At 70.2% G+C, this 24,642-nt stretch carries 20 protein-coding genes; 14 read left to right on the top strand and 6 right to left on the bottom strand.

Annotated elements, in window-relative coordinates:
- Positions 1 to 35 precede the first annotated feature (35 nt).
- A complete protein-coding gene (locus AC3AOF_RS13080) occupies positions 36 to 1,076 on the top strand; it encodes a PAS domain-containing protein (protein WP_236990389.1) in 1,041 nt (346 codons plus the stop codon).
- Between the two features lie 99 nt (positions 1,077 to 1,175).
- The gene (locus tag AC3AOF_RS13075; protein ID WP_236990390.1) at positions 1,176 to 2,216 is read left to right on the top strand and encodes a PAS domain-containing protein; all 1,041 of its coding nucleotides are present in this window, start codon (positions 1,176 to 1,178) and stop codon (positions 2,214 to 2,216) included.
- A gap of 62 nt (positions 2,217 to 2,278) precedes the next feature.
- Here AC3AOF_RS13075 and AC3AOF_RS13070 read toward each other — a convergent pair whose 3' ends face one another.
- Positions 2,279 to 2,551, bottom strand: a complete 273-nt coding sequence (locus AC3AOF_RS13070; RefSeq protein ID WP_236990391.1) for a hypothetical protein — start codon at positions 2,549 to 2,551, stop codon at positions 2,279 to 2,281.
- A gap of 153 nt (positions 2,552 to 2,704) precedes the next feature.
- Between AC3AOF_RS13070 and AC3AOF_RS13065 the strand changes: the two genes are divergently transcribed.
- From AC3AOF_RS13065 to AC3AOF_RS13015, 11 genes are all read left to right on the top strand, one after another.
- Entirely contained in the window at positions 2,705 to 2,842 is a 138-nt protein-coding gene (locus tag AC3AOF_RS13065; protein ID WP_488348753.1) for a hypothetical protein, read from the top strand.
- A gap of 169 nt (positions 2,843 to 3,011) precedes the next feature.
- Positions 3,012 to 4,259, top strand: coding sequence for an ABC transporter substrate-binding protein (locus tag AC3AOF_RS13060; protein ID WP_236990393.1), 1,248 nt, complete (start codon positions 3,012 to 3,014; stop codon positions 4,257 to 4,259).
- A 29-nt stretch (positions 4,260 to 4,288) separates the two neighbouring features.
- Positions 4,289 to 6,175: an ABC transporter permease gene (locus AC3AOF_RS13055; RefSeq protein ID WP_488348752.1), complete on the top strand. Its 1,887-nt coding sequence runs from the start codon at positions 4,289 to 4,291 to the stop codon at positions 6,173 to 6,175.
- Complete coding sequence (locus tag AC3AOF_RS13050) at positions 6,172 to 6,954, top strand: ABC transporter ATP-binding protein (RefSeq protein ID WP_488348751.1); 783 nt, start codon at positions 6,172 to 6,174, stop codon at positions 6,952 to 6,954. Before AC3AOF_RS13055 ends, AC3AOF_RS13050 begins: the two co-directional genes overlap by 4 nt.
- Positions 6,951 to 7,661: an ABC transporter ATP-binding protein gene (locus tag AC3AOF_RS13045; protein WP_048429818.1), complete on the top strand. Its 711-nt coding sequence runs from the start codon at positions 6,951 to 6,953 to the stop codon at positions 7,659 to 7,661. Before AC3AOF_RS13050 ends, AC3AOF_RS13045 begins: the two co-directional genes overlap by 4 nt.
- A gap of 296 nt (positions 7,662 to 7,957) precedes the next feature.
- Positions 7,958 to 9,994 carry a hydantoinase/oxoprolinase family protein gene (locus AC3AOF_RS13040; protein ID WP_488348750.1) on the top strand — a complete coding sequence of 679 codons (2,037 nt, stop codon included), beginning with the start codon at positions 7,958 to 7,960 and terminating at the stop codon, positions 9,992 to 9,994.
- The gene (locus AC3AOF_RS13035; RefSeq protein WP_488348749.1) at positions 9,991 to 11,679 is read left to right on the top strand and encodes a hydantoinase B/oxoprolinase family protein; all 1,689 of its coding nucleotides are present in this window, start codon (positions 9,991 to 9,993) and stop codon (positions 11,677 to 11,679) included. Before AC3AOF_RS13040 ends, AC3AOF_RS13035 begins: the two co-directional genes overlap by 4 nt.
- A complete protein-coding gene (locus tag AC3AOF_RS13030; RefSeq protein WP_236990399.1) occupies positions 11,676 to 13,178 on the top strand; it encodes a 6-hydroxynicotinate reductase in 1,503 nt (500 codons plus the stop codon). Before AC3AOF_RS13035 ends, AC3AOF_RS13030 begins: the two co-directional genes overlap by 4 nt.
- The gene (locus AC3AOF_RS13025; protein ID WP_236990400.1) at positions 13,175 to 13,675 is read left to right on the top strand and encodes a MarR family winged helix-turn-helix transcriptional regulator; all 501 of its coding nucleotides are present in this window, start codon (positions 13,175 to 13,177) and stop codon (positions 13,673 to 13,675) included. Before AC3AOF_RS13030 ends, AC3AOF_RS13025 begins: the two co-directional genes overlap by 4 nt.
- A 3-nt stretch (positions 13,676 to 13,678) precedes the next feature.
- Positions 13,679 to 14,533 (top strand): UPF0280 family protein, encoded by an 855-nt coding sequence (locus tag AC3AOF_RS13020; RefSeq protein ID WP_488348748.1) that lies wholly within the window; start codon positions 13,679 to 13,681, stop codon positions 14,531 to 14,533.
- Positions 14,530 to 15,108 carry an amino acid synthesis family protein gene (locus AC3AOF_RS13015; protein WP_488348747.1) on the top strand — a complete coding sequence of 193 codons (579 nt, stop codon included), beginning with the start codon at positions 14,530 to 14,532 and terminating at the stop codon, positions 15,106 to 15,108. Before AC3AOF_RS13020 ends, AC3AOF_RS13015 begins: the two co-directional genes overlap by 4 nt.
- Before the next feature lie 22 nt (positions 15,109 to 15,130).
- On the opposite strand, the gene AC3AOF_RS13010 is transcribed toward AC3AOF_RS13015, so the two are convergent.
- Together AC3AOF_RS13010 and AC3AOF_RS13005 are read right to left on the bottom strand one after the other, a co-directional pair.
- On the bottom strand, positions 15,131 to 16,435 hold the full coding sequence (locus AC3AOF_RS13010; RefSeq protein ID WP_488348746.1) for a GGDEF domain-containing protein: 1,305 nt from the start codon (positions 16,433 to 16,435) through the stop codon (positions 15,131 to 15,133).
- A gap of 837 nt (positions 16,436 to 17,272) precedes the next feature.
- Positions 17,273 to 17,698, bottom strand: a complete 426-nt coding sequence (locus AC3AOF_RS13005; protein WP_236990404.1) for a DUF2852 domain-containing protein — start codon at positions 17,696 to 17,698, stop codon at positions 17,273 to 17,275.
- A 337-nt stretch (positions 17,699 to 18,035) separates the two neighbouring features.
- On the opposite strand from AC3AOF_RS13005, the gene AC3AOF_RS13000 reads away from it, so the two are divergent.
- Positions 18,036 to 21,179 (top strand): autotransporter family protein, encoded by a 3,144-nt coding sequence (locus AC3AOF_RS13000; RefSeq protein WP_488348745.1) that lies wholly within the window; start codon positions 18,036 to 18,038, stop codon positions 21,177 to 21,179.
- Positions 21,180 to 21,360: 181 nt separating this feature from the next.
- Here the strand turns inward: AC3AOF_RS13000 and AC3AOF_RS12995 are convergent, their stop codons facing one another.
- The 3 genes from AC3AOF_RS12995 to hpnJ all read right to left on the bottom strand — a co-directional run bounded on the left by AC3AOF_RS12995 (position 21,361) and on the right by hpnJ (position 24,598).
- Complete coding sequence (locus tag AC3AOF_RS12995) at positions 21,361 to 22,149, bottom strand: molybdate ABC transporter substrate-binding protein (protein ID WP_236990406.1); 789 nt, start codon at positions 22,147 to 22,149, stop codon at positions 21,361 to 21,363.
- Between the two features lie 66 nt (positions 22,150 to 22,215).
- A complete protein-coding gene (gene hpnK, locus AC3AOF_RS12990; RefSeq protein WP_488348744.1) occupies positions 22,216 to 23,070 on the bottom strand; it encodes a hopanoid biosynthesis-associated protein HpnK in 855 nt (284 codons plus the stop codon).
- 91 nt (positions 23,071 to 23,161) lie between these two features.
- Positions 23,162 to 24,598 (bottom strand): hopanoid biosynthesis associated radical SAM protein HpnJ, encoded by a 1,437-nt coding sequence (hpnJ, locus tag AC3AOF_RS12985; RefSeq protein ID WP_236992806.1) that lies wholly within the window; start codon positions 24,596 to 24,598, stop codon positions 23,162 to 23,164.
- Positions 24,599 to 24,642: the final 44 nt, after the last annotated feature.

Raw genomic sequence — 24,642 nt, 5'->3', positions numbered from 1 at the left:
TACAACAAGAATGTGTTTTTCTGAATGACGGGTGCATGGACGCTGCCGATCTTACGTCATGTTCCGATGTTTTCCTGCGCACGATCGAGGATTACGGCCTCGCGGGAGGGTGGCATTGGACGTTCACGTCGGGTGAGCAGCGTTGGTCGCCGGGTTTCTTCCGGCTCCTCGGCCTCGATCCTTCCGTCGTCACCGCCCGCTACGATCTGTTCGTCGAGCTCCTGCATCCCGACGACCGGGTGCAGCTGGCAAGCCCGTCGGAGGTCGTTCAGGGCCATGTCTCGCCGCGCGCGACCGTCCGGCTGATCAGGCCAGGCGGCGAGTTGCGCGTCCTGTCGGTCCTGTCGGAACTGCGCGTCTCGGCGGAGGGGCGGCCTTTATCCTTGAGCGGGGTCGTCCTCGACGTCACCGATCGCGAGCGGCTGCGTCAGGCGCAGGCCGCCGAGCAGCGCCGCCGCCAGGCGCTCTACCTGACCTCCTACACGGCGACCTATTCCCTCGGCCTCGACCTCGTGCATCATTTCCCTGCCGAAGTCGCGCAGGTGCACGGGTTGTCCCTGGAGGAGATTCAGGTCGATCCGTTCCTGATGCTGGTGCCGGAGGAGCGCGCGGCCTTTCGGAACCGGGGCTGGGAGATGCACGATCGCCACATGCGCTTCCAGGGAATGCCGCGCGAGCGCCTGGCCAGCGGCGAGGTGGTCAAGTTCCGCCTCGTCGGCGTGCCGGTGTGGAGTGCGGCGGGCGAGTATCGCGGCTGGACCGGCATGAAGTATCCGGTCCACGAATCCGGCGCGCCAGCGGGCCGCGCCGACACCCCCGAGGATCCCGCCCTGCGGCGCGCCCTCGAACAGGCCGTGCGAGGCCATCACCTGCGGGCGGCCCGCGGGCTGCTCGACTGGTCGATGGCGACGCTCGCGGCGGCCGGCGGCCTGTCGCTCTCGACGGTGCGGCGCCTTGAGGACAACCTCGAAGGCCAGGGCGCCCGCTCGCGCTACAAGGCCGTGACCGCGCTTCGCCAGGCCGGAATCCGCTTCATCGCGATGGATGACGGCGCGATCGCGGTGGCCAGGGTCTGATGACGAAAGTCCGGACGGAGAACGTGGCGACGGCCTTGACATCGCGGCCATGGTGTCGGCTTTAAAAATGATGAAAATTCGCCACTGAACGCTGTGCGCATGGACGCTGCCGACCTCACCTCATGTTCCGACATCTTCCTGCGCACGATCGAAGACTACGGCCTCGTGGGAGGCTGGCGCTGGACGTTCGCGTCGGATGAGCAGCGGTGGTCGCCGAGCTTCTTCCGGCTCCTCGGCCTGGACCCGTCCATCGCCACCGCCAGCTACGACCTCTTCGTCGAACTTCTGCATCCCGACGACCGGGTGCAGCTGGCAAGCCCGTCTGAGGCGGTTCAGGGCCACGTCTCGCCGCGCGCGACCGTTCGGCTGATCCGGCCCTCCGGCGAGCTGCGCATTCTGTCGGTCCTGTCGGAACTGCGCGTCTCGCCGGAGGGCCGGCCTTTATCCTTGAGCGGGGTCGCCCTCGACGTCACCGACCGCGAGCAGTTGCGTCAGGCGCAGGCCGCCGAGCAGCGGCGCGGCCGGGCGCTCTACCGGACGACCTACGCGACGGCCTATGCGGTGGGGGTGGATCGGACGCACGATTTCCCGCCCGAGATGGCGCAGGTGCATGGCCTGTCCCTGCAGGAGATCAGCCTGGACCCCTTCGTCATGGTCGTGCCCGAGGAACGCACGGCGTTCCGCGAGCGCGCCATGGCCGTCCACACTCCGCAAGTGCGTTTTGTGGGCAAGGCGCGCGAGCGCCTCGCCAACGGCGAGGTCTGGCAGTTCCGCATCATCGGTGTGCCGGTCTGGGACGAGGCGGGGCGCTACAACGGTCGGGCCGGCATGAAGTACCCGATCCATCTCTCGGCGGCGACGATCCGGACGGCCGACATTCCCGCGAGCCGACGGGTCCGGCGCGCCCTCGACCAGACCGTGCGGGCGGATCACCTGCGGGCGGCGAGAGGCCTGCTCGACTGGTCGCGGGGGACACTCGCCCAGGCGAGCGGCCTGTCGCTCTCGACGGTGCGGCGCCTCGAGGAGGATGCCGAGGGTCAGGGCGCCCGCTCGCGCCACAAGGCCATGGATGCCCTGCGCCGGGCCGGGATCCGCTTCATCGCGATGGATGACGGCACCCTGGCGGTGGCGAAGACCTGAGACGAAAGGCGCGGGCGGGAGCGACCCGCCCGCGCCGTGGCAAGGATTCGGCGGGCCCGGGCTCAGCGGGCTCGGTTGGCCGGGCTCGTCGCCGCGGCGTTGCCGCCGCTGTGGCTCGGCAGGTCGTCGGTGCGGGTGGCGGCGCCGGGCGCCATCGGCGTCACGGTGCCGGTGGTGGCGGGCATCTCGCGGCCCGGCATACCCTTCTCGGCGTTGCTCTTCACGCTGCCCGGATTGTTCATGTTGTTCTCGGCCGAGCCGGGCACGCCGGTCTGGGCCAGGGCGGCGCCCGTGAGGGCGAAGGTGGCGGCGAGGGCGAGGATCGTCGTGCGCATGGGGTGTTTTCCGTCTCCGAGGTATCGTGAGGCCCCAACGCGCAGCCGACCGGCCAAGATCCCGATTTTCCACAAGCGGCCCGACTTGCCATCGCGGAGGCATGTTCCTAATTTGTTCTCATCGAGACGACGGATGAGAACGGAGGACAGGCCATGCAGCAGACGCCCGAACGCGACGACGACCCGGCCGAGACCACGCGCATCGAGCAGGCGGCCTGGGTCGCCGCGATGATCGAGGCGGAGCGCGAGCGCGCCCTCGATGCCTGGCTCGCCCGCGAGGCGGGATTCTGAGGAGCCGACTTCCGAAAGCGCCACGTTGCGCATTTCGGCGACAAGTGGCGCCCTGAATTTCCTCAGACTTGGGCCTTGCGTCTCGTCTCCGGCACAGTATCGTTTGCCTACGAACGAGTTTGCATTCCGGTCGCCGAAGTCGCGCCGGGATGGGCCGGAGGTTCGCGCCATGTCGACCCGCGACGAGACGTTTCGTCCCCTGTCCCGCCGCACCGTCCTGGGTGGCCTCGCAGCCGCTCCGCTCGGGCTCGCGGCGTCCCGGGCGGTCGCGCAACAAGGAACAGGGCCGATCCGGATCGGCGAGCTGAACTCCTATGGCCGCATGGCCGCCTTCGCGGTGCCCTACCGCAATGCCATGCAGCTCGCGCAGGACGCCGTCAACAAGGCCGGCGGCATCAAGGCCCTCGGCGGCCGCCCGATCGAGATCGTCTTTCGCGACGACGGCTCGACCCCGGGCGACGCGACCCGGGTCGCCGAGGAATTGCTGACCCGCGAGAACGTCGCCTTCCTGTGCGGCACCTTCCTGTCCAATGTCGGCTTGGCGGTCGCGGATTTCGCCAACCAGCGCAAGGCGCTCTTCCTCGCCACCGAGCCCCTGACCGACGCGCTCACCATGGGCAGCGGCAACCGCTACACCTTCCGGGTGCGGCCCAACACCTACATGCAGACCCGCATGCTGGTGGACGCGGTGAAGGGCAGCGGCGTCAAGCGCTGGGCGATCGTGGCGCCGAACTACGAGTACGGCCAGTCGGCCGCCGCCAACTTCAAGAAGCTGATGGCCGCCGCGGTGCCGGGCTTCGAGGTGGTGGGCGAGCAGTTCCCGGCCTTGGGCAAGGTCGATGCCGGCGCCACCGTCGGCGCCCTGTCGCAGATGAAGGCCGACGGTCTGTTCAACGTGCTGTTCGGCGCCGACCTCACCGCCTTCGTGCGCGAGGGCAACACCCGCGGGCTGTTCGAGAAGCGCAAGGTCGCGAGCCTGCTCACCGGCGAGCCGGAATACATGATCCCGCTCGGCGACGAGACGCCGGAAGGCTGGATCACCACGGGCTATCCGTGGGAGACCATCGACACCAACGGCCACAAGGAATTCGTCGCCGCCTACCGGGCCCGGTTCAACGACACCCCGCGCCTCGGCTCGCTGCTCGGCTACGTCGTCGTCGGCATGATCCGCGACATGCTGGAGAAAGCCGGCTCGACCGAGACCGAGGCGATGATTTCGGCGCTGGAAGGCCTGACCTCCCAGACCATCGCCGGCCCGGTGACGATGCGGGCGCTCGACCACCAGTCGACGTTGGGGGCCTGGATCGGCGAGACGGCGCTCAATGGCCGCCAGGGCACGATGAAGAACGTCCGCTACGCCGACGGGGCGAACTACATGTTCCCCGAGGCCGAGGTGAAGGCGGCCCGCAAGGCCTGACCCGTCGAAGAGCCGGAGCACAAGGCCCCATGGACCCGTCCTTCCTCGTCCTCCAGGCCCTGTCCGGTCTCGCCAGCGCCTCGTCGCTGTTCGTGATCGCCTCCGGGCTGACGATCGTGTTCGGCGTCACCCGGATCGTGAACTTCGCCCACGGCTCGTTCTACATGCTGGGGGCCTACATCGCGGTCACGATCGTGCCGCGGCTCCTCGACCTGTCGTATTCACCGGCCGCGTTCTTCCTCGGGGTGCTGCTCTCGGCCCTCCTCGTCGGGCTGATCGGCGTCGCGATCGAGGTGCTGCTGCTCCGCCGCATCTACCGGGTGCCGGAACTCTTCCAGCTTCTCGCCACCTTCGGCGTCGTGCTGATCGTCGAGGACCTGGTTCTGAAGGTCTGGGGCCCGGTCGACATCGCCGGCCCCCGCGCGCCCTCGCTCCGCCACGGCGTCGAGATCTTAGGGCAACGCTTCCCCGCCTACGAGCTGGTGCTGATCGCGGTCGGTCCCCTGGTGCTGGGGCTCCTCTGGCTCCTCATGCACCGCACCCGCTTCGGGGTGCTGATCCGGGCGGCGACGCAGGACCGCGAGATGGTCGGCGCGCTCGGCGTCAACCAGGCCCGGCTCTTCACCCTGACGCTGTTCCTCGGGGCCAGCCTCGCGGGGCTCGGCGGCGCGCTCCAGATCCCGCGCATCCCCGCCAACGCCCATATGGACCTCTCGGTCATCACCGATGCCTTCGTGGTCACGGTGATCGGCGGGATGGGCTCGGTGCCGGGCGCCTTCGTGGCGGCGCTCATCATCGGCCAGCTCCAGGCCTTCGGCATCCTGATCTTTCCGAAGGTGACGCTGGTCCTCGTCTTCGCCCTGATGGCGGTGGTGCTGGTGGTCAAGCCCTGGGGACTGTTCGGCCGGCCGGAAGCCGCCTCGGGCCGGGTGATGCCGCCGGAGGGAATTCCCGCCTTACGCCGCTTCCGCCCGGCCGAAACCGCGCTGGCATGCCTCGCCATCCTCGCCCTGCTGGCGGTGCCGCTCGTCGGCGACGCCTACAAGGTCAAGGTCGCGACCGAGATCCTGATCTTCGCGCTCGCCGCCTTCTCGCTGCAATTCCTGGTCGGGGTCGGCGGGCTCGTCTCGTTCGGGCACGCGGCCTACTTTGGGCTCGGCGCCTACGCGGCGGGGCTCCTCGTCACCGGGCCGTTCAAGGCGCCGATGGAGCTGGCCCTCGTTGCGGCGCCGCTTGCCGCCGGCATCGGCGCGGCCCTGTTCGGCTTCTTCATCGTGCAGCTGTCGGGCATCTACCTCGCCATGCTGACGCTCGCCTTCGGGCAGATCGTCTACGCGGTCTGCTTCCAGTGGGTCGAGGTGACGGGGGGCGACAACGGCGTCGTCGGCGTCTGGCCGTCCTCCTGGGCTTCGGGCCGCAATACCTACTTCTACCTCGTCGCAGCCCTGTCGCTCACCGCGATCGTGCTCTTGCGACGGGTGATCTACGCGCCCTTCGGCTACACCTTGCGGGCGGCGCGCGATTCCGCCACCCGGGCCGAGGCGATCGGCCTCGACGTGCGCACCCATCGCTGGCTCGCCTTCACGCTCGCGGGCGCCGCGGCCGGGCTCGCCGGAGGGCTCTACGCCTTCATGAAGGGCTCGATCGACCCGACGCTGACCGGCATCCCGCTCTCGATCGACTTCCTGGTGATGGTGCTGGTCGGCGGCATCCAGACCGTGATGGGCCCGCTCGTCGGCGCCGCCTTCTTCCACGCCCTCAAGGACGCGGTGATGCCGCTGACCGAGTTCTGGCGGCTTCTCCTGGGGATCGCCATCATCGCGACCGTGCTCGCCTTCCCGCGCGGGCTCGCCGGTGCGGCGGAAGCCCTGCGCGGCCGCAAGATCGCCCCCAAACCGGTGGAGGCCTCGGCATGACGCTCCTCGTCGTCGCGGGCCTGACCAAGCGCTTCGGCGGCGTCGCCGCCGCCAAGGACGTGTCGTTCACCCTGGCGGCCGGCGAGATGCTGGCGATCATCGGGCCGAACGGCGCCGGCAAGTCCACCACCTTCAACATGGTGGGCGGGCAGCTCAGGCCCGATTCCGGCTCCATCACCCTCGACGGCGCCTCGATCGCCGGCCTGCCGGCCCGCGCGATCTGGAAGGCGGGGGTCGGGCGCACCTTCCAGGTCGCCCAGACCTTCGTGTCGATGACGGTGGCCGAGAACGTCCAGATGGCGCTCCTGTCGCATCACGGCCGCTCGCGCGGCCTGTTCCGGGACGCCGGCGCCCTCTACCGCGACGAGGCGTTGTCCCTGCTCGCCGGGGTCGGGATGCGGACGGACGCCGAGCGCCCGGTCTCGGAACTGGCCTATGGCGACGTGAAGCGGGTCGAACTGGCGGTGGCCCTCGCCTCCCGGCCCAAGCTGCTGCTGATGGACGAGCCCACTGCCGGCATGGCGCCGCGGGAGCGCTCGGGGCTGATGGCGCTCACCGCCGAGGTGGCGCGGACGCGCGGCATCGGCGTTCTCTACACCGAGCACGACATGGAGGCGGTCTTCGCCCATGCCGACCGGGTGCTGGTGCTGGTGCGCGGCGAGATCATCGCCGCCGGCACGCCGGAGGAGATCCGGGCGAACCCGCGGGTCAAGCAGGTCTATCTCGGCGAGGCCGGCACCGAGGCGGCGATGCGCGCGCGCCGGAAGGCGGTGGCATGAACGCTCTTCTCGACGTCTCGGGCCTGACGGCGTCGTACGGCCGGGCCCAGGTGCTGTTCGGCGTGACCCTGCGCCTGCGCCCCGGCGAGGTCGTGGCACTGATGGGCCGCAACGGCGCCGGCAAGTCGACGACGCTCAAGGCCATCATGGGGGTGCTGCCGCCGACCGGCGGCACGGTGTGGTTCGAGGGCCGGGCGGTCACCGGTTGGGAGCCGTTTCGCGTCGCCCGCCTCGGCCTCGGCTACGTGCCGGAGGAGCGTCGCATCTTCACCGACCTCACGGTTATGGAGAACCTGGAGGTCGGCCGGAAGGTGCCGGCGGACGGCCGCGCGGCCTGGACGCCCGAAAAACTGTTCTCGATCTTCCCCAACCTCGCCGAGATGCGGGGCCGCCGCGCCGCCGCGATGTCGGGCGGCGAGCAGCAGATGCTCACCATCGCCCGGACCCTGATGGGCAATCCTCACGCGGTGCTGCTCGACGAGCCCTCGGAGGGTCTGGCGCCGGTCATCGTCGAGCAGATGGCCGACGCCGTGCTCCGGATGAAGCGCGAGGGCATCGCGGTCCTGCTCTCGGAACAGAATTTGAGCTTTGCCGGCGCGGTCTCGGACCGGGCCTACGTGATCGAGAAGGGCGCGATCCATTTCGAGGGGACGATGGCGGCGTTGGAGGCGGATGAGGCGGTGCGGGAAGCGTACCTGACGGTGTGAGGGGTTTTCCGGAGATGGCGCGGGATCCCCTCTCCCACGTCCAGTAGACTAACCCGTTATAAATGCGGGCGCTTTCCCCTCCCCCTTGTGGGGAGGGGCTATGGGGATCGAAGATCCCGCGTGGGGGTGGTGCCGCGTAGAGCGCAGCGCTTTATCCGGCACCACCCCCACCTCCAGCTCCTCCCCACAAGGGGGAGGAGAGGCGCGCTACTTTCAAAGGGTAGTGCATCGACACAGCGCCGGCCCACGCCGGCCACCCAACGAAACCGTTCGTAGGCGAATGATCGAGGTGTGACGTGAGACGCGTGGCAGGCATCGATGTCGGCGGCACCTTCACCGACCTTCTCCTGACGGAGGCGGACAAGTCCGGCGTGCGCGTGCGCCTCGCCAAGGTGCCGACGACGATCCGCAACCAGGCCGAGGGCGTGCTGGCGGCCATTCACGCCGCCGAGGTGGCGCCGAGCACCCTCGACCTCGTCATCCACGGCACCACCGCGACCACCAACGCGGTGCTGGAGCGCAAGACCGCCAAGGTCGGCCTCATCACCACGGAAGGCTTTCGCGATGTCCTCGAGCTCGGGCGCCGCACCCGGCCCAAGCCCTACGGATTGTTCGGCACCTTCGAGCCGCTGATCCCGCGCGAGTGGCGCCGCGAGGTGCCGGAGCGGATCATGGCGGACGGCGCGGTCCGTACCCCCCTCGACGAAGCGGCGGTGGCCGAGGCCGTGCGCGCCCTGCTGGCAGAGGGCTGCGAGGCCCTGGTGATCCACTTCCTGCACGCCTACGCGAATCCGGACCACGAGCTGCGCGCCGGCGCCATCGCCCGGGAGATCTGGCCGAACGCCTACATCACGCTGGGCCACGCGCTGCTGTCGGAGTTCCGCGAATACGAGCGCGGCACCACCGCCTCGGTCAACGCCGCGGTGCAGCCGATCCTCGACCGCTACATCCGCCGGCTCCAGGACGACCTGCGCGCCCAGGGCTTTTCCCGCGACCTGCTGGTGATGAACGGCAATGGCGGCACCGTGCCGGCGGGGCTCGTCGTCGAGGCGGCGGCCAAGACCGTGATGTCGGGCCCGGCCTCCGGGGTGATGGCGGCGGCGGCCACCCTCGCCCAGTCGGGGCTCACGAACGCCATCACCTACGACATGGGCGGGACCTCGACCGACGTGGCGCTGATCGCCGGCGGCGTCCCGGAGGTTTCGGCCGAACTCACCATCGATTACGGCCTGCCGATCCACCTGCCGATGGTCGACGTGCACACCGTCGGGGCCGGCGGCGGCTCGATCGCCTCCGTCAACCGGGCCGGGATGCTGCAGGTCGGCCCCGAGAGCGCCGGCTCCGAGCCGGGCCCGATCGGCTACGGCCGCGGCGGCACCCGGCCGACCATCACCGACGCCAACCTGGTCCTCGGCCGCCTCGATCCGGCCCGGCTCACCGCCGTGCGGGCGGGAGTCTCGATCGAGACGATCCGCGAGGCCTTCGCCCGCGACCTCGCCGGGCCCCTCGGGATGAGCGTCGAGGAAGCGGCGGAGGCGGTGATCCGCCTGGGCAACGTCCATATGAGCGGCGCCATCCGCATGGTGTCCCTGTCGCGCGGCTACGACCCGCGCGACTTCGTGCTCTTCGCCTTCGGCGGCGCCGGTCCGCTCCACGCCGTGGCGCTCGCCCGGGAACTCGGCATCCCGGAAGTGCTGGTGCCGGCCCGGCCCGGCCTCACCAACGCGCTCGGCTGCCTCGTCGCCGACTTACGCCAGGACCGGGTCCGCACCCTCAACCGGCCCCTCGACGGGCTCGACATGGCGGATCTTCGCGCAGTCCTCGAGGAGCAGGCGGCGGAGGCCCTCGCGATGGTGGCCGAGGAGCAGGCCGAGATAGAGGAGACCACGGTCACCTACGGGGCCGACATGCAGTTCCGCGGCCAGACCCACCTGATCCGCGTCGCCCTGCCCTCCCCGGAGATCGACCGCGCGACGCTCCAGGAGTTGTTCGAGGCGGCGTATTTCCGCCGCTTCCAGGTCCGGCTGCCGGAGATCCGGGCGGTTCTGGTCAACCTCGTCACCTCGGTGATCGGACGGCGAAAGCCCTTCCCGCTCGCGGCATTGATCGACGAGGCGGGTCGTACCGATCTGGCGGGTGCCCGCCTGGGCACCCGCCCGGTCTATGCCGGCGGCGCCTGGCACGAGGCCGCGATCTACACCCGCGAGGCCCTGCCGCTCGGCGCCGAGATCGTCGGGCCGGCCGTCATCCAGCAGATCGACGCCACGACCGTGATCGAGCCCGGCGCCACGGCGCGGGTCGATGCCATCGGCAATGTGAGGATCCGGGTATGAGCAGTCTCGATGCCCTCACCCTGGCGGTGATCCAGGCCGGGTTGCAGCAGGTCTGCAACGAGATGGACATCGCCTTCTCGCGCTCGGCCTTCTCCCCGGTGATCGCCGAGGCCGACGACCGCTCGGACGGGATCTACGACCGCGACACCGGCGCGCTGATCTCGCAGGGCGAGTACGGGTTGCCGGTCTTCGTCGGCACGATGCAGTATTCGACCGGGGAGCTGATCCGGCTGATCCGCGAGGGCCGGGTCGGAGCGCCGGAGCCCGGCGACATCTACATCGTCAACGATCCCTATCTCGGCGGCACGCACCTGATGGACGTGCGGTTCGTCAAGCCGGTCTTCGTCGAAGAAAAACTGTTCTGCTGGCTCCAGAATACCGGCCACTGGCCCGATATCGGCGGCATGGTGCCGGGCGGCTTCTCGGCCCATGCGACGGAGGTCGAGCAGGAGGGATTGCGCCTGCCGCCGGTCAAGCTGTTCAAGCGCGGCACGATGGACCAGGAGATCTTTTCCATCATCGCCTCCAACATCCGCGTCGCCGACCAGCGCATCGGCGACATCAAGGCGCAAGCGGCAGCCCTGATGGTCGGCGAGAGCCGGCTCACCGACCTGCTCAAGAAATACGGCCCCGACACGCTCGACGCGGCGATCAAGGAGATCCGCGCCCGCTCGGCCGAGCGGATGCGGGCCGAGATCCGCCAGATCCCGGACGGGACCTACACGTCCGAGGCCTTCGTCGATTCCGACGGCGTGGTGAACGAGCCCCTGCGCATCGCCCTCAACCTGACCAAGGCCGGCGACGGCCTCACCTTCGACTTCTCGGGCTCGTCACCGCCCTGCCGCGGCCCGATGAACTCGGTGGTGGCGACGACCTATTCGTCGGTCTACCTCGCGGTGAAGCACGTCTTCCCGGACGTGCCGATCAATGCCGGCACCTTCGAGCCGCTGACGATCCATCGGCCGGAGGGCACCTTCCTCGATGCGCGCTACCCGCGGCCCGTCTCGGGCTGCGCCGCGGAAGTCAGCCAGCGTATCGCCGAGGCCGTGTTCCTGGCCCTCGTCCAGGCCATTCCCGGCAAGGTGACGGCGGCGCCGGCCGGCACCTCGGGCAATTTCGCGCTCGGCGGCTTCGATCCGGCGAAGAACGCGCCTTACGTGATGTACCAGATCACCGGCGGCGGCTATGGCGGCAACGCCGCCCATGACGGGCTGTCGAACGGCTGCTCGACCATCGGCATCTCGAAGACCGCCCCGGTCGAGGTGATGGAGCAATACTACCCCGTCCTCTTCCGCCGCTTCGCGCTGCGCGAGGGTTCCGGCGGAGCCGGCGCCCATCGGGGCGGCTTCGGCGTGCATTACGAGGTGGAATTGCTGCGCGGCGAGGCCCGGGCCTCCTTCGTGATGGATCACGGCCGCTTCGGCCCGCCGGGGGTGCTCGGCGGCGGGGACGGGGCGCCGAACGTGGTGCGGATCCACCGCGACGGGGAGACGATCGTCCCGCTCCACCTGTCGAAGGACCAGAACATCGCCATCAAGGCCGGCGACCGGGTCGAGGTGATGACCCCGGGCGGCGGCGGCTACGGCAATCCTGAGACCCGCGACCCCGCCCTCGTCGCCCGCGACCTGCGCCGGGGCTATTACCGTGACGACGCGGCGAACGACCCGAGGGAGAGCCGATCATGAGCGCCGACAGCCTCTCCACGGAAGCCCGCTCCAAGAAATTCGGCGCGCAGGAGGCCGACGGCATCGTGCGCTGCGATGCCTGCCCGGTCCTGTGCCGGATCCGGCCCGGCCGCTCCGGCGCCTGCTCGCGCTACGCCAACGAGGACGGCCACCTCGTGCGCACCGACCCGGTCGTGCTGCTGCACGACGCGGCGGAATCCGGCCGGAAGCTGGTGCCGTTCGGGGCGGCGGAATGGGACGGGCGGGTGCTCGATCCTTCGCGCACCTTCGTCACCGGCATCGGCGCCGGCACCACCTATCCGGACTACAAGCCCGCTCCCTTCATCGTGGCGAGCGAGCACGCGGGCGTCGAGACCGTCACGGTCGTGACCGAGGGCATCTTCAGCTATTGCGGCGTGAAGGTGAAGATCGACACCGACCGCCATCTCGGCCCTGAGCGCGCCGCCATCCGGGTCAACGGCGAGGAGGTCGGCCACGTCACCACCGCCGAATACGGCTCGCAGATGCTGTCGGTCGGCGGCGTGCGCCACCTCACCGGCGGCTCGAAGAAGGAGGGCACCGTCACCTGCGACACGCTGCTCCGCCTGTGCGCGGGCGAGCCCGTGACGATGACGATCGAGAACGGCCACGAGGTCGTGGTCCAGGCCGGTCACGCGCCGATCGTCGACGGGGTGCCGGAACAGCGCATGCGCGTCGGCTGCGGCTCGGCGACGGTCGGCATCTTCGCGAAGCAATGGCTGGGACACGCCGACGAGGTGATCGTCGTCGACGACCACATCACCGGCGTGCTCACCGAGCACCAGGCCGGCAAGGTGCTGGGCATGCGCCCGGCCGGCATCCGGGTGAAGGGCCGGCGCTCGACGCCGGGACGCTACTTCCAGGTCGCCAATCCCGGCATCGGCTGGGGCGGCACCGACATCGCCGACCCCCTCGGCATCATCCAGGCGATCGATCCCGCCACCGCCTGGCCGGGCCTGCGCCTCCTCATGACCTCGACCACTGGGGAACACGCCCTCTGGCTCGTCCTCGACGACGACCTGAAGCCCGTGCCGGCCGAGATGCCGGCCCCGGTGCAGGCCGTGGTCGACCGCATCGGCGAGAATTGCGAGCCCTCGCTCTGCACCGTGCTGTTCATGGCCGGGGCCGGCGGTTCCCTGCGGGCCGGGGTCACCGAGAACCCGGTGCTGCTCACCCGCTCGGTCGCCGCCGGCGAGACCCGGGTGACGATGGGCGGCGCGCCGGTCACGGTCTGGCCCGGCGGCGGCATCACGGTGATGGCCGACGTGACCCGGCTGCCGAAGAACGCCTTCGGCTCCGTGCCGACCCCGGCGATCGTGGCTCCGATCGAATTCACCCTGCCGCGCGATCTCTATGCCCGCTTGGGGGGGCACGACGGCGACGTGGTGGCGATGACGGACGTCCTGCGCGAGGTCGGGCCGGCCGCCCGGATCGACGGCTGGAATCCCGATCATCCCTGGCCCGCCGGGGCGGTCGCATGAGCGCGCCTCGCGCGAGCGCCGCGCCCTTGCCCGCATCCTTGCCCGCATCCTTGCCCGATCCGGAGATCGACCCCGAGGCGATCCGCACCTACAGGGTCGAGGATCAGATCGGCTACCTGATCCGCCGGGCGCATCAGCGCGCCTCGGCGATCTTCGAGACGGTGATGCGGGACTTTTCCGTCACGCCGGTGCAGTACGCCGTGATGTGCAAGCTGCACGATCTCGGAGCGACCTCGCAGAACCAGGTCGGGCGCCTCGTCGGCGTCGATCCGGCGACGATGTTCGGCGTCGCCCGCCGCCTCACCACCCGCGGCCTGGTGCGGCCGACCTCCGACGAATCCGATGCCCGGCTGGTGCTGCTGACCCTGACCGCGGAGGGGATCGGGGTGATCGAGGCGATGAAGAGCCGCGGCGCCGAGGTGACGGCCCGCACGCTCGCGCCCCTCTCCGCCACGGAGGCCGCCGAGCTGACCCGCCTGCTTGCCCGGCTCGGCTGAGCGATGGACGGCCCGGCGCACCAGGTCCTGGCGGATGGGCGGCTGCACCTCCAGCACGGCCCGATCGATCTGGTGCTGCGCGCCTACGGGGTGGACGCCGCGGTCGCCGAGGCGCACCATGCGGCCATCGCCCGCTTCGCGACGGTCCTGGGCGAGCTGGTCGGCGAATTGCCGGAATTGCGCAAAGGCATGAGCGAGCACCCCCGGGTCGAGGGTCGAATCGCCCGCCGGATGGTCGCCGCGTGCCGGCCGCACAAGGCGTTCGTCACGCCCATGGCCGCGGTGGCCGGCGCGGTGGCCGACGAGATCCTGGCGGCGATGTGCAAGGCCGCTCCCCTCGACAAGGCCTTCGTCAACGATGGCGGCGACATCGCGCTGCACCTCACCGAGGGCGAGACCCTGGCGGTGGGCGTGGCGGCGGATTTCTCCCGCGGCCCGGTGCCGGCGATGAACGGCCGGGTCACCTTGCGCTACGAAGACGGCATCGGCGGCATCGCCACCTCCGGGCGGCAGGGCCGTTCCTTCTCCCTCGGGCTCGCCGATTCGGTGACGGTGCTCGCCCGCGACGCCGCCGGCGCCGACGCCGCCGCGACGCTGATCGCCAACGCGGTCGACCTGCCCGGTCATCCGGGTGTCCGGCGCGTCCCCGCCACCGATCTCGACCCGGATTCCGATCTGGGCTCCCGCCTCGTCACCGTTGCGGTGCCGGCGCTCTCGGGACGAGAGATCGACGACGCCCTCGCGGCCGGCCTGCAGCGAGCGTCATCGATGCGCGCCGCCGGCCTGATCCGCTCCGCCGCCCTGATGCTCCAGGGCCGCTCCGTCATTCTCGAGGACAGAAGGGAGATCCGCCCATGATCGAGGTCCGCAAGATCGTCGTCACCGTCGAGGAGGTCTGCCACGACGGCGGCCCCGCCCTCGCCCACCCCATCCTCAAGGGCGCCGTCGCCTGCCTGGTGAAGAACCCCTTCGCCGGGCGCTACGAGCCCGAGATCACCCCGATGATGGAGGCGTTGAAGCCGCTCGGCGTCGAATGCGCCCGCAAGCTCCTCGACGCGCTCGGCGGCGATCCCGGCCGGATCGAGGCCTACGGCAAGGGCTCGCTGGTGGGAGCGTCCGGCGAGCTGGAGCACGGGGCTTTGTGGCATGTGCCCGGCGGCTACGCGATGCGCGAATTGCTGGGCCAGGCGCTCGCCATCGTCCCGTCGATGACCAAGGTCGGGCCGATGGGCGCCTCCCTCGACGTGCCGATCCACCACAAGGACGCGGCCTATGTCCGCTCGCATTTCGACGGCGTCACCGTGGCGGTGGCGGACGGTCCGCGCGCCGACGAGATCCTGTTCGCGCTGGCGATGACCACCGGCGGGCGCCCGCATGCCCGGGTCGGCGGGCTGACGAAGGACGCGATCGGGAAGTGGGACGGGCAGCGTTGAACGGACGAGCCGCGCGGGGGCGTCAGGCCGCCCCGCGCTCCACGGCCTCCGGCCACGGCCCGGAACTCGCCTCGACGCGGTTGCGGCCGTTGCGCTTGCAGCGGTAGAGCGCGGCGTCGGCCCGGGCGACGAGGCTGTCGGTACTCTCGCCGGGGATCAGCGTCGCGACACCGAAGGAGCAGGTACGGGAGCCGACCTCCGGCAGGGACGTCGCCTCGACGCGCAGGCGCAGTCGCTCGGCGATCACCGAGGCCGCCGCGAGGTCGGCGTCCGGGCAGAGCAGCATGAACTCCTCGCCGCCCCAGCGGCCGAGGATGTCGGCGGGCCGCACCGCGTCGCGCAGGAGCGCCGCGAAGGCGACCAGCACCTGATCGCCGACCTTGTGGCCGTGCCGGTCGTTGACCGACTTGAAGTTGTCGACGTCGCCGAGGACCAGCGACAAAGGCGCGCCGCTCGAGGCCGCCCGCTCCGCCGCCTCGGCCAGGGCCTCGTCGAGCTTGCGCCGGTTGAACAGGCCGGTCAGCAGGTCGGTATGGGCCAGGGCCTCGAGATCGCGGGTGCGCTCGGCGATCCGGTCCTGCAGCGTCGCGTTCATCTCGCGCAGGTCGCGCATCAGGGCGGCGTTCTCCTCGAAGGAGCGCCGCAGCCGGTCGCGCATGGTGTTGAGCGCGTTGGCGAGCGCATGCAGCTCGTTGCGCCCGCCGGCCTCGATCGTGAGCGGCGGCGCCGCCAGGGTGTCGGCGTCGATCCGGGCGAGGTAGGAGCGGATCTGGTCGAGCGGCCGGCCCACCATGGTGCGGATGACCAGATAGAAGATGAACCACAACATCAGCGACTTGATCGCCGAGTTGATCAGGATCACGTAGAGCGTGTTCTTGACCTGGTCGATCGCGATGCTGTCGTCGGAATGGACGGTCCAGGATCCGATCGGATAGAGGCGGCCGTTCTCGTCGGTATGCACGACCGGGAAGGTGCGGCTGAACGGGGTGCCGAAGCTGCGTGTCGCCGGCATCTCGTCGTTGCGGCCGATATGCCGGATCTTGCCGGCTTCGTCGGTGAAGGTGCCGGTGGCCTGGACCCGCCGGCCGGCCTCGTCGCGGACCTCGACGCCCACCACCGCCGGGATCTCCTTCATGCCCGCCAGGATGCCCCGCAGCACCTCGGCGTTGTAGCGCCACATCGCGTCCTCGATACCGGGGCTGAAGGTGCGCTGGAGCGCCGCCACGTCGTCCTGCAGGCGCTGGCTCGCCGCCCGGTAGGCCACGAGCATCTGCACGGCCGTGAGGCCGACGGCCACCACGATGTAGCAGCCGAAGATCATCCGCATCAGACGGCCGGCGAGCGCCGGGTCCCGGGCCGGCGGGCCGGCGGGCCGGCGGCGAAGATCCTGCGGATCGAGCGAAGGATCGCCATGCCCTAGGCGAGGCTCCGGGCGAGGCGAACCCGCAGGACGGATACGGACAGGACGGTCGTGCATAGCCGCAGACGGCAGCGTCCCGTTCCCATGTCTGTCTCCGCCCTGTCCGACGCACGCAAGTCTGTTAGACTCGGGGCCGACATTCAAGATCCGGTTAAGCGCCGAGGCTGCCGCATCATAGCTATAAATTCCTAAATCCCACCCATACGAACGGACTCCTCCGCTGCGGCAGGCCGAGCGTGCGGGCCGGAACGGCCCGCCTCGACGCAAAGCGACCGGAACGGACGTGCGCAACTTACTGCGTTCCATTCCTGCGAACGCGTCGCCGGCTCAAGCGAATTCTACCGCTCCGGTTCGATTGAGCGTGCATCGTGGGCGGAAAGGCACGCTTGCGTCCCGGCCGAGCCGCCGCGCCTTCTCGCCGCCTGGAATCCGGAAGCCGCGGCACGACCGGCGCCGGGCGACGGGTGCGAATCGATCCGACGTCTCGAGAAGCTCATCCCGGCACCGCCTCGTCCGGCAGGACCGCCCTCTCCTGCCGCGGCCCCAGGCAGGCGACCTTCGCCGCCAATCCGAGGGAGGCCATGAACGATCGGGGCAACGTCGCCCATGCAAAAGGCCGCAGCGCGCTCCAGGATCGAAGCCTGGAGCGCGCTGCGGCCCGTCATCTTTTCGGTCGATCTTCTCCGAGGGCGCCGCCGACCCGTCATCCAGGCCGCGGCGCCCCCTCGTTCGGCCGTTCGAGGCTCAGTAGTTCGAGCCGGCGCGGCGGCGGGCCATGAAGGCGTCGAACTGCTCGCGGTCGCGGGCGCGCTTCAGCTCGTCCACGAACTCGGTGAAGGCCCGGCTCTCCTCCTCGAGGCGGCGGCGCTCCTCTTCGAGGCGCTCGATCTCCTTGCGGCGATACTCCTCGAAGGCCCAGTTGCCGCTGTCGTGGCGGGCCGCACTGAAGCCGGAGAAGCCCGAGAACCCGTTGCGGAAGGAGCGCTCGGCGAAGGACTTCATCTCGTTGAGAGCCGGATAACCCATGAGCTTCCACACCACGTAGGCCGCGGCCAACGGCCACGCATAGATGAAACCGATGACGATCGCGCCGATCTCGAGCGAGCGGCGCGGGAAGGGGCCATTGCGGCAGCCGCGGCCGCTCGACCAGGGGGCAGAGGAATACGACACGTCACGATCTCCCGCAGGATGTGAATGTGAACGACATTTACATGCGGGGTCGCCGCGGCGGTTTCAAGGAGGAGCACGCAGCTAAAAATCGGGACGGTGCGGCGGGCGGGGTCCGTGGCCGTGGCGCCCGGGACCGTTGCCGGCAAAGTCGTTTAGCCGACAGCGCAACAAGAAATGACTTTTGTACAAGCAAGAAACAAAATGTGCCGTCGCGACAACAGACGCCCGCAATTTAAATTGTGACGAGATTATGAATATGCGCGAAGCGTAGCGATTTCTTAAGCGTGCGGCACGGGCGGGGGAGCCGGACGGCCGGCCGCCTGGGGGATCTCGCGCCATGCTCTTCAGATACAGCGTCTCGCTCATCGCGCTCGCCGCGGCCGCGCTCTCGGCCGAGGGCGCCAGTGCCCAGACCGCCACCATCGCGCCGACCGGCGCCAACGTGCTGAACCTGCTCAGCCCGTTCCTGAGCCTGAACGCCACGGCGACCGGCCGGGCGACGCTGCAAGCGAACCTCGACCGGGCCGTCTTCACCAACAACACCGCGACCTTGCGGCAGCAGCAGCTCGCGATCAGCGACAAGAACCTGCTCGGCTCGGCCACCAACACCCTGTCGTCGGCGGGCCTCGGCACCTACGGCGCCGGCGCCAACCTGGCCGGCGGCCTGCCGGCCCAGACCGTCGTCAACGGCATCGTGCCGCAGCAGCCGGTCGGCGGCCTCGGCCCGGTGCTCGGCCCGATCTACGTCGCCGGCACCGCCGCGGGGACGAACGGCCCCCTCGGCAGCGTGGTGAACCTGCTCGCGCGCGCCTACGGCTTCACCGGCAACGATCTCGGCGTCGCCAAGAACTACTTCGCCAACGGTGCGGCCACCAACCCGAGCACGACGCCGCCGAACTACGTGCCGGTCCCGGCCGTCGCGCCGGCCGGCTACAGCGTGCCGACCTTCAACGGCCTGCCCAATACCCGCGACAGCGTCTACGACTTGGCCTACGGCGTGACCAACACGCAAGCAGGCCAGGACGTCTACGGCTCGTCGCGCCCGATCCAGGTCGCGCAGGGCCGCTACAATATCTTCGACCCGACGGCGCTGAACGGCATCAGTACCAACCCGTCCTTCCCGAGCGGCCACACCACCTACGCCTTCACCGACGGCATCCTGCTGGCGATGACCACGCCGCAGGCCTACCAGTCCATGCTGATGCGGGCCTCCGAATACGGCGAGAGCCGCATCGTGCTCGGGGTGCACTACCCGCTCGACATCATCGGCGGCCGGGCGCTGGCGACCTACGACCTGGCGCAAGGTCTCACCAACCCGCTCTACATCAACAACGCCGCGACCACCGGCACCGCCATCGACCTGCCGAGCCTGTACAACCAGGCTTCGAGCCAGATGCAGATCTATCTCGCGGCCCAGTGCGGCGCCTCGGTGGCGGCCTGCGCGGGGGTCGCCGCGAACAACCCCTACCTGCCGTCGGCGGCGAACCAGGCCCTCTACCAGCAGCGCCAGAGCTTCGGCCTGCCGACCCTGAGCTTCGCTCAAGGACCGCGCGAAACGGCCCCCGCGGGCGGGCCCGATGCCTCGATCCTGCTCGCCCCGATCTACGGCGGCAGCTCCGCGGCGGCCCAGCGGATCGCCCCGAATGGCGGGCTCTCCGGCACGCTGGCCACGGACACGATCAACCAGATCGTCGTCAACACTGAGTCGCCCGCGCTCACCGCCCTCTACGGCACGCCGCTCAGCTACTGGAGCCGCGTCGACCTGTATTCGGCCGCCGGCTATTTCGGCAACGTCATCGGCACCCTGCAGATGACCGCCACCGACCGGCTGACCACCGACGTCGCCATCGGGAATACCGGCGCACTCTTCGCCAACGGCTCCATCACCGGCCAGGTCACGGTCGGCGCCGGCGGCCTGCTCGGCGGCACCGGCACGGTCGGTGGGATCGTGGCGCAATCCGGCGCCACGGTCGCCCCCGGCAACTCCATCGGCACCCTGTCGGTCGCCGGCAACGCCGCCTTCGCACCCGGCTCCACGCTCCAGGTCGAGGCCAATGCGAGCGGCCAGTCCGACCGCCTCGCCGTCACCGGCGCCGCAACCCTCCAGGGCGGCACCGTCCAGGTGCTGGCGCAAAACGGCAGCTACAACCCCCGCACCGGCTACACCATCCTGTCGGCCAACGGCGGCGTCACCGGCACCTTCGCGGGTGTCTCCTCCAACCTCGCCTTCCTCACCCCGACGCTCCGCTACCAGCCGGCGGAAGTCGACCTCACTCTCACCCGCAACGACGTCGCCTTCGCCACCATCGCCCAGTCCCGCAACCAGGCGGCGGTCGCCAACGCCGTCCAGGGTGCCGGGTCGGGCGCGGGCCTCTACAACCGGACCGTCGGCCTCACCACGCCGGAGGCCGTCACCGCCTTCCAGGCGCTCACCGGCGACATCCATGCCAGCTCGGTCTCGGCCGCATACGAGACCGCCTTCTTCGTCCGCGAGGCGATCCTCGACCGGCTGCGCTGGTCGGGCGAGGCCAACCGCGACTACGGCAGCCTGCCCGCCACCTACACCGCCGACCTGCCCGGCCGCGCCGCCCCGGTCGCCCCGGTGCCGGTGCGGGTGCTCGATCCCCGCGTGTTCGGCCTGTGGGGCCAGGGCTTCGGCAGCTTCGGCCAGGCCCGCAGCGATGGCAACGCCGTCACCCTCGACCGCGACACCGCCGGCTTCGTGCTCGGCGCCGATCTGCGGCTGGAGAGCGGCATCACGCTCGGTGTGGCCGGCGGCTACACCCGCACCACCCTCGACGCGCCCGGCCAGACGGCGAGCGGGACGATCGAGAGCGGGTTCGGCGGCGTCTATGGCGGCACCGAGGCCGGCCCCTTCGCCCTGCGGCTCGGCGCGGTGTATGCCGACAACAGCCTGCGCCTGCGCCGCAGCGTGGTCTTCCCCGGTGTCTCGGAGACCGAGAGCGCCCGCTACGGCGGTTCGACGGTGCAGGGCTTCGGCGAGATCGGCTACCGGATCGCGCTTGGAGCAGGCGTGCTCGGCAAGGCCTCGCCGGGCTCGTATCTCGAGCCGTTCGTGGGCGGGGCCTATGTCGGCATCGATCGCGACCGGTTCGCCGAGACGGGTGGCGTCGCGGCCCTGAGCGGCGCCTCGCGGTTGTCGGAGATCCCGACGCTGACGGCGGGCGTGCGCGGGCAGACGGAGGTCGATCTGGGCTTCGGCGCCCCGGTGTCGCTGCACGGGCTGGTGGGCTACCGGCGCGCCTTCGGGGACGTGATCCCGACGGCGTTGCTGGCCTTCGGGACGGGCCCGAGCTTCGTGACGGCGGGGATCCCGATCACCCGGGACGCGCTGGTGGCCTCGGCGGGGATGGATCTGCGGGTGTCGCGGGCGGCGACGATCGGGGTGTCGTATACCGGCCAGGTGGGTTCGCGGGCCGAGGACCACGCGGTGAAGGGGACCTTCACCTACCGGTTCTGAGCCTCGGCACAGGTGGGAAAGGGGGCGTGGCGCGAGCCGCGTCCTTTCATCGTGAATGGGCGCTCGCGGTGTCGCCCCCACCGGGGAGGCGGGACCGGCAACGAACCTGGGCCGACGAAGCGGATGGTGCTTTTTTCCAGAACGAGCCGGACGGGCCCCTGGCCGACCGCATCACCCCGCCTCATCGTCCCGGCGGCGCCATCCCCTTCTCCTCCAGGATCGGCGCGGCATCGGGGCCGGCAAGGTCGCGCAGGAGCGCCGATGCGGCCTCAGCCTGTTCGGCCCCCGCCGGGATCTTGCCCGCATAGGTCGTGACGTTCTGCACCTCCGCCGGAAGCGGGCCGACGAGGCGTGTGCCGGCGACGGCCAGCAGCTCGCTCGTCTGCTGCAGCGCGAGGTCGGCCTCACCCGAGACGAGGCGCGACGCCGCGAGGCCGCCGCGCACCAGCACGAGCTTGTCCTTCATCCGGTCCGCGATGCCGAGGCGCTCGAAGAGCCCCGCGAGGTAGATCCCGCTCGATCCGCCGGAGGCCGGATCCACCATGGCGACGGCCCGCGCCCGCAGCAGCGCCTCGCGGAAAGCCGCCGGGGTGGCGATGTCCGGCAGCGGCGCCCCGTCCCGGACCGCGACACCGATCCCGACCTTGGCGAGCGGCACCGGCGGCGCGCCGGCGAGGCGGGCCTCGCGGATCAAGTCGGAGAGGACATCCAGCGTCAGAATGACGAGGTCGGCCCGGGCGCCGCCGCGGATCGCCTGCGCGATCGCTCCGGCAGTGTCGTTGCGCATCGTGACCTTGTGGCCGGTGCGCTGCTCGAAACGCGGCACCAGAACCGCCGCGACGGGCTTGTACGCCCCCGTGGTCAGCAGCGTGATCTCCGCCGCCTGCGCTGGCGCGCCGAGGGCGAGGATGAGGGAGGCTCCGCCGCCCGCGCGGCGCAGGCCTCGGATCAAGGTCGTCAGTCGGCGCATGTCGGGCTCCCGGGACGGAGGCCGCGTGCCCGGCCCTCCCCCACCGTTAGCCGATGCCTACGCGCTTCAGCGAGCGAAATCCGAGAAGCCGCCCGTCGCCGCACCCGAGGCCGCGAGCGCCGCCCGGCTCGCCGGCGCCGTCAGGGCGGCGAGTTCGTCGGCATAGGCGTAGCCCGGGGCCTCGCCCGGGAAGCCGCCCGCGGTGGCGGGGTGCAGGTAGAGCTCGGTCAGCCCGTCCGGCAGGTGGCGCAGCAGGCCCTCGACCCTGGCCGGATTCATGGCGCCCGACCAGGCGAGGCCGAGCACGCCGTCGGGGGTGAGCAGACCGGCGCGCCGGGCCCGGGAACGCAGCAGGGCCGCCCAGGGCGCCGTGTCGAGGGCGAGGCCCGGATCGGCGCCGGGCTCGGCGCGGCGCAAGGCCTCGCGCGATTCCCGCGGCACCCGGATCGCCCGCATCCCGTAATCGCGTCCGATCGCCAAAACCATTCCGGCGATGATCGGGTGGATGTGGAAGTGCTTGTGCGCGTTGACGTGGTCGAGGGGCAGCCCGGTCGCGCGAAACGCCTCGAACTGCGCCCGGATCTCGGCGGCGAGCTGGTGGCGGGCGCTCCGTTTCAGCGCCAGATCGAGCCCGAGCCGCCCCTGGTCGGCCCGTATCAGCCCGGCGGCGTCCACGAGATCGGGCAGGTCGGCAGCCGGCAGGGTCGGCCAGGCCTCGACCATCACGAGGTGCAGGCCCACCCGCAGCGACGGCATCGCGCGGGCACGCGCCACCGCATCCGCGGCGCCGGGCGCCGACACCATCAGGCTCGCGGCGGTGAGGATGCCGTCGCGGTGGGCCCGCTCCACCGCCTCGTTCACCTGGGTCGAGAGGCCGAAATCGTCGGAGGTGACGACGAGGCGCTTGGCGGGCTTGGGCATGGGCTCGGTCTCTCGACGTGAAAGAGCCTCCCCGTCCGGCGGGACGGGGAGGCTCGCACCCGCCATCAGGCGGGACGGTCGGTTGCGGGGCTTACGCCGCCTTCTTGGACACGCCCTGGCGCTCGCGCAGGAAGTGCCAGAACTCGACGCCCTCGCGCAGGCGGCGCTTCATCATGTCGGGCGAGCGCACCATCTCGCTGACGATCGAGGCGATCTTCGGGGCGCGGAAGTAGAACTTCTTGTAGAACTCCTCCACCGAGTTGAAGATCTCGGTGTGGGACAGGTGGGGATAGTGCAGCGGCGCGATCTGCACGCCGTTCTCGTCGACGAGCTCGGCGTTGTCCTTGTCGAGCCAGCCGTTCTCCACCGCCTGCTTGTACAGGAAGGTGCCCGGATAGGGTGCTGCGAGCGAGACCTGGATGGTGTGCGGGTTGATCCGCTTGGCGAAGGCGATCGTCTCCTGGATCGTCTCCTTGGTCTCGCCCGGCAGGCCGAGGATGAAGGTGCCGTGGATCGCGATGCCGAGGTCGTGGCAATCCTGGGTGAACTTCTCCGCGACCTCGACCCGCATGCCCTTCTTGATGTTGTGCAGGATCTGCTGGTTGCCCGACTCGTAGCCGACCAGCAGCAGGCGCAGGCCGTTCTCCTTCAGGACCTTCAGGGTCTCGCGCGGCACGTTGGCCTTGGCGTTGCACGACCAGGTCACGCCGAGCTTGCCGAGCTCGCGGGCGATCTCTTCCGCGCGCGGAAGATTGTCCGTGAAGGTGTCGTCGTCGAAGAAGAACTCCTTGGTCTGCGGGAATTCCTTCAGGCAGTACTTGATCTCCTCGATCACGTGAGCGACCGAGCGGGTGCGGTAGGTGTGGCCGCCGACCGTCTGCGGCCACAGGCAGAAGGTGCAGCGCGACTTGCAGCCCCGGCCCGAATAGAACGAGATGTAGGGGTGCTTGAGATAGCCGATGAAGTACTTCTCCATCTGCAGGTCGCGCTTGTAGACCGAGGTCACGAACGGCAGCTGGTCCATGTCGGTCATGATCTCGCGGTCCGGATTGTGGACCACGACACCGTCGGCGTTGCGGTAGGAGAGACCCTTGATCTCCGCCATCGGCACGCCCTCGGCGACCTCCTTGACGGTGAAGTCGAACTCGTTGCGGGCGCAGAAATCGACCGAAGGGGCCTGGGCCATCGAGCCGGCGGCATCGACCGCGACCTTGGCGCCGATCAGGCCGGCGATCAGCTTCGGGTTCTTGGCCTTCAGCGCCTCGATCGTCTTCACGTCCGACTTGAAGGACGGCACCGAGGTGTGCAGCACCACGAGGTCGAAGTCGTTGGCCTGGGCCACGATCTCCGGCAGCTTGATGTCGTGCGGCGGCGCGTCGATCAGCTTGGAGTTCGGCACGAGCGCGGCGGGCTGGGCGAGCCAGGTCGGGTACCAGAACGACTTGATCTCGCGCTTGGCCTGGTAGCGCGAGCCGGCGCCGCCGTCGAAGCCGTCGAAGGTGGGGGCCTGGAGGAAGAGGGTCCGCATCATCGGGAAGGTGTCTCAACAGAGGGGAGCCGCATCGGCGGCCG

This window comes from Methylobacterium sp. 142-1Y, assembly GCF_057747795.1.
Note: the sequence above shows the minus strand (reverse complement) of the source record. Positions and strands in the feature narration are given on the sequence as shown.

Coding starts and splice junctions, on each gene's coding strand:
- AC3AOF_RS13080 (WP_236990389.1), top strand. CDS start 36: ATGGACGCTGCCGATCTTACGTCATGTTCCGATGTTTTCCTGCGCACG.
- AC3AOF_RS13075 (WP_236990390.1), top strand. CDS start 1,176: ATGGACGCTGCCGACCTCACCTCATGTTCCGACATCTTCCTGCGCACG.
- AC3AOF_RS13070 (WP_236990391.1), bottom strand. CDS start 2,551: ATGCGCACGACGATCCTCGCCCTCGCCGCCACCTTCGCCCTCACGGGC.
- AC3AOF_RS13065 (WP_488348753.1), top strand. CDS start 2,705: ATGCAGCAGACGCCCGAACGCGACGACGACCCGGCCGAGACCACGCGC.
- AC3AOF_RS13060 (WP_236990393.1), top strand. CDS start 3,012: ATGTCGACCCGCGACGAGACGTTTCGTCCCCTGTCCCGCCGCACCGTC.
- AC3AOF_RS13055 (WP_488348752.1), top strand. CDS start 4,289: ATGGACCCGTCCTTCCTCGTCCTCCAGGCCCTGTCCGGTCTCGCCAGC.
- AC3AOF_RS13050 (WP_488348751.1), top strand. CDS start 6,172: ATGACGCTCCTCGTCGTCGCGGGCCTGACCAAGCGCTTCGGCGGCGTC.
- AC3AOF_RS13045 (WP_048429818.1), top strand. CDS start 6,951: ATGAACGCTCTTCTCGACGTCTCGGGCCTGACGGCGTCGTACGGCCGG.
- AC3AOF_RS13035 (WP_488348749.1), top strand. CDS start 9,991: ATGAGCAGTCTCGATGCCCTCACCCTGGCGGTGATCCAGGCCGGGTTG.
- AC3AOF_RS13030 (WP_236990399.1), top strand. CDS start 11,676: ATGAGCGCCGACAGCCTCTCCACGGAAGCCCGCTCCAAGAAATTCGGC.
- AC3AOF_RS13025 (WP_236990400.1), top strand. CDS start 13,175: ATGAGCGCGCCTCGCGCGAGCGCCGCGCCCTTGCCCGCATCCTTGCCC.
- AC3AOF_RS13020 (WP_488348748.1), top strand. CDS start 13,679: ATGGACGGCCCGGCGCACCAGGTCCTGGCGGATGGGCGGCTGCACCTC.
- AC3AOF_RS13015 (WP_488348747.1), top strand. CDS start 14,530: ATGATCGAGGTCCGCAAGATCGTCGTCACCGTCGAGGAGGTCTGCCAC.
- AC3AOF_RS13010 (WP_488348746.1), bottom strand. CDS start 16,435: ATGCGGATGATCTTCGGCTGCTACATCGTGGTGGCCGTCGGCCTCACG.
- AC3AOF_RS13000 (WP_488348745.1), top strand. CDS start 18,036: ATGCTCTTCAGATACAGCGTCTCGCTCATCGCGCTCGCCGCGGCCGCG.
- AC3AOF_RS12995 (WP_236990406.1), bottom strand. CDS start 22,149: ATGCGCCGACTGACGACCTTGATCCGAGGCCTGCGCCGCGCGGGCGGC.
- hpnK (WP_488348744.1), bottom strand. CDS start 23,070: ATGCCCAAGCCCGCCAAGCGCCTCGTCGTCACCTCCGACGATTTCGGC.
- hpnJ (WP_236992806.1), bottom strand. CDS start 24,598: ATGCGGACCCTCTTCCTCCAGGCCCCCACCTTCGACGGCTTCGACGGC.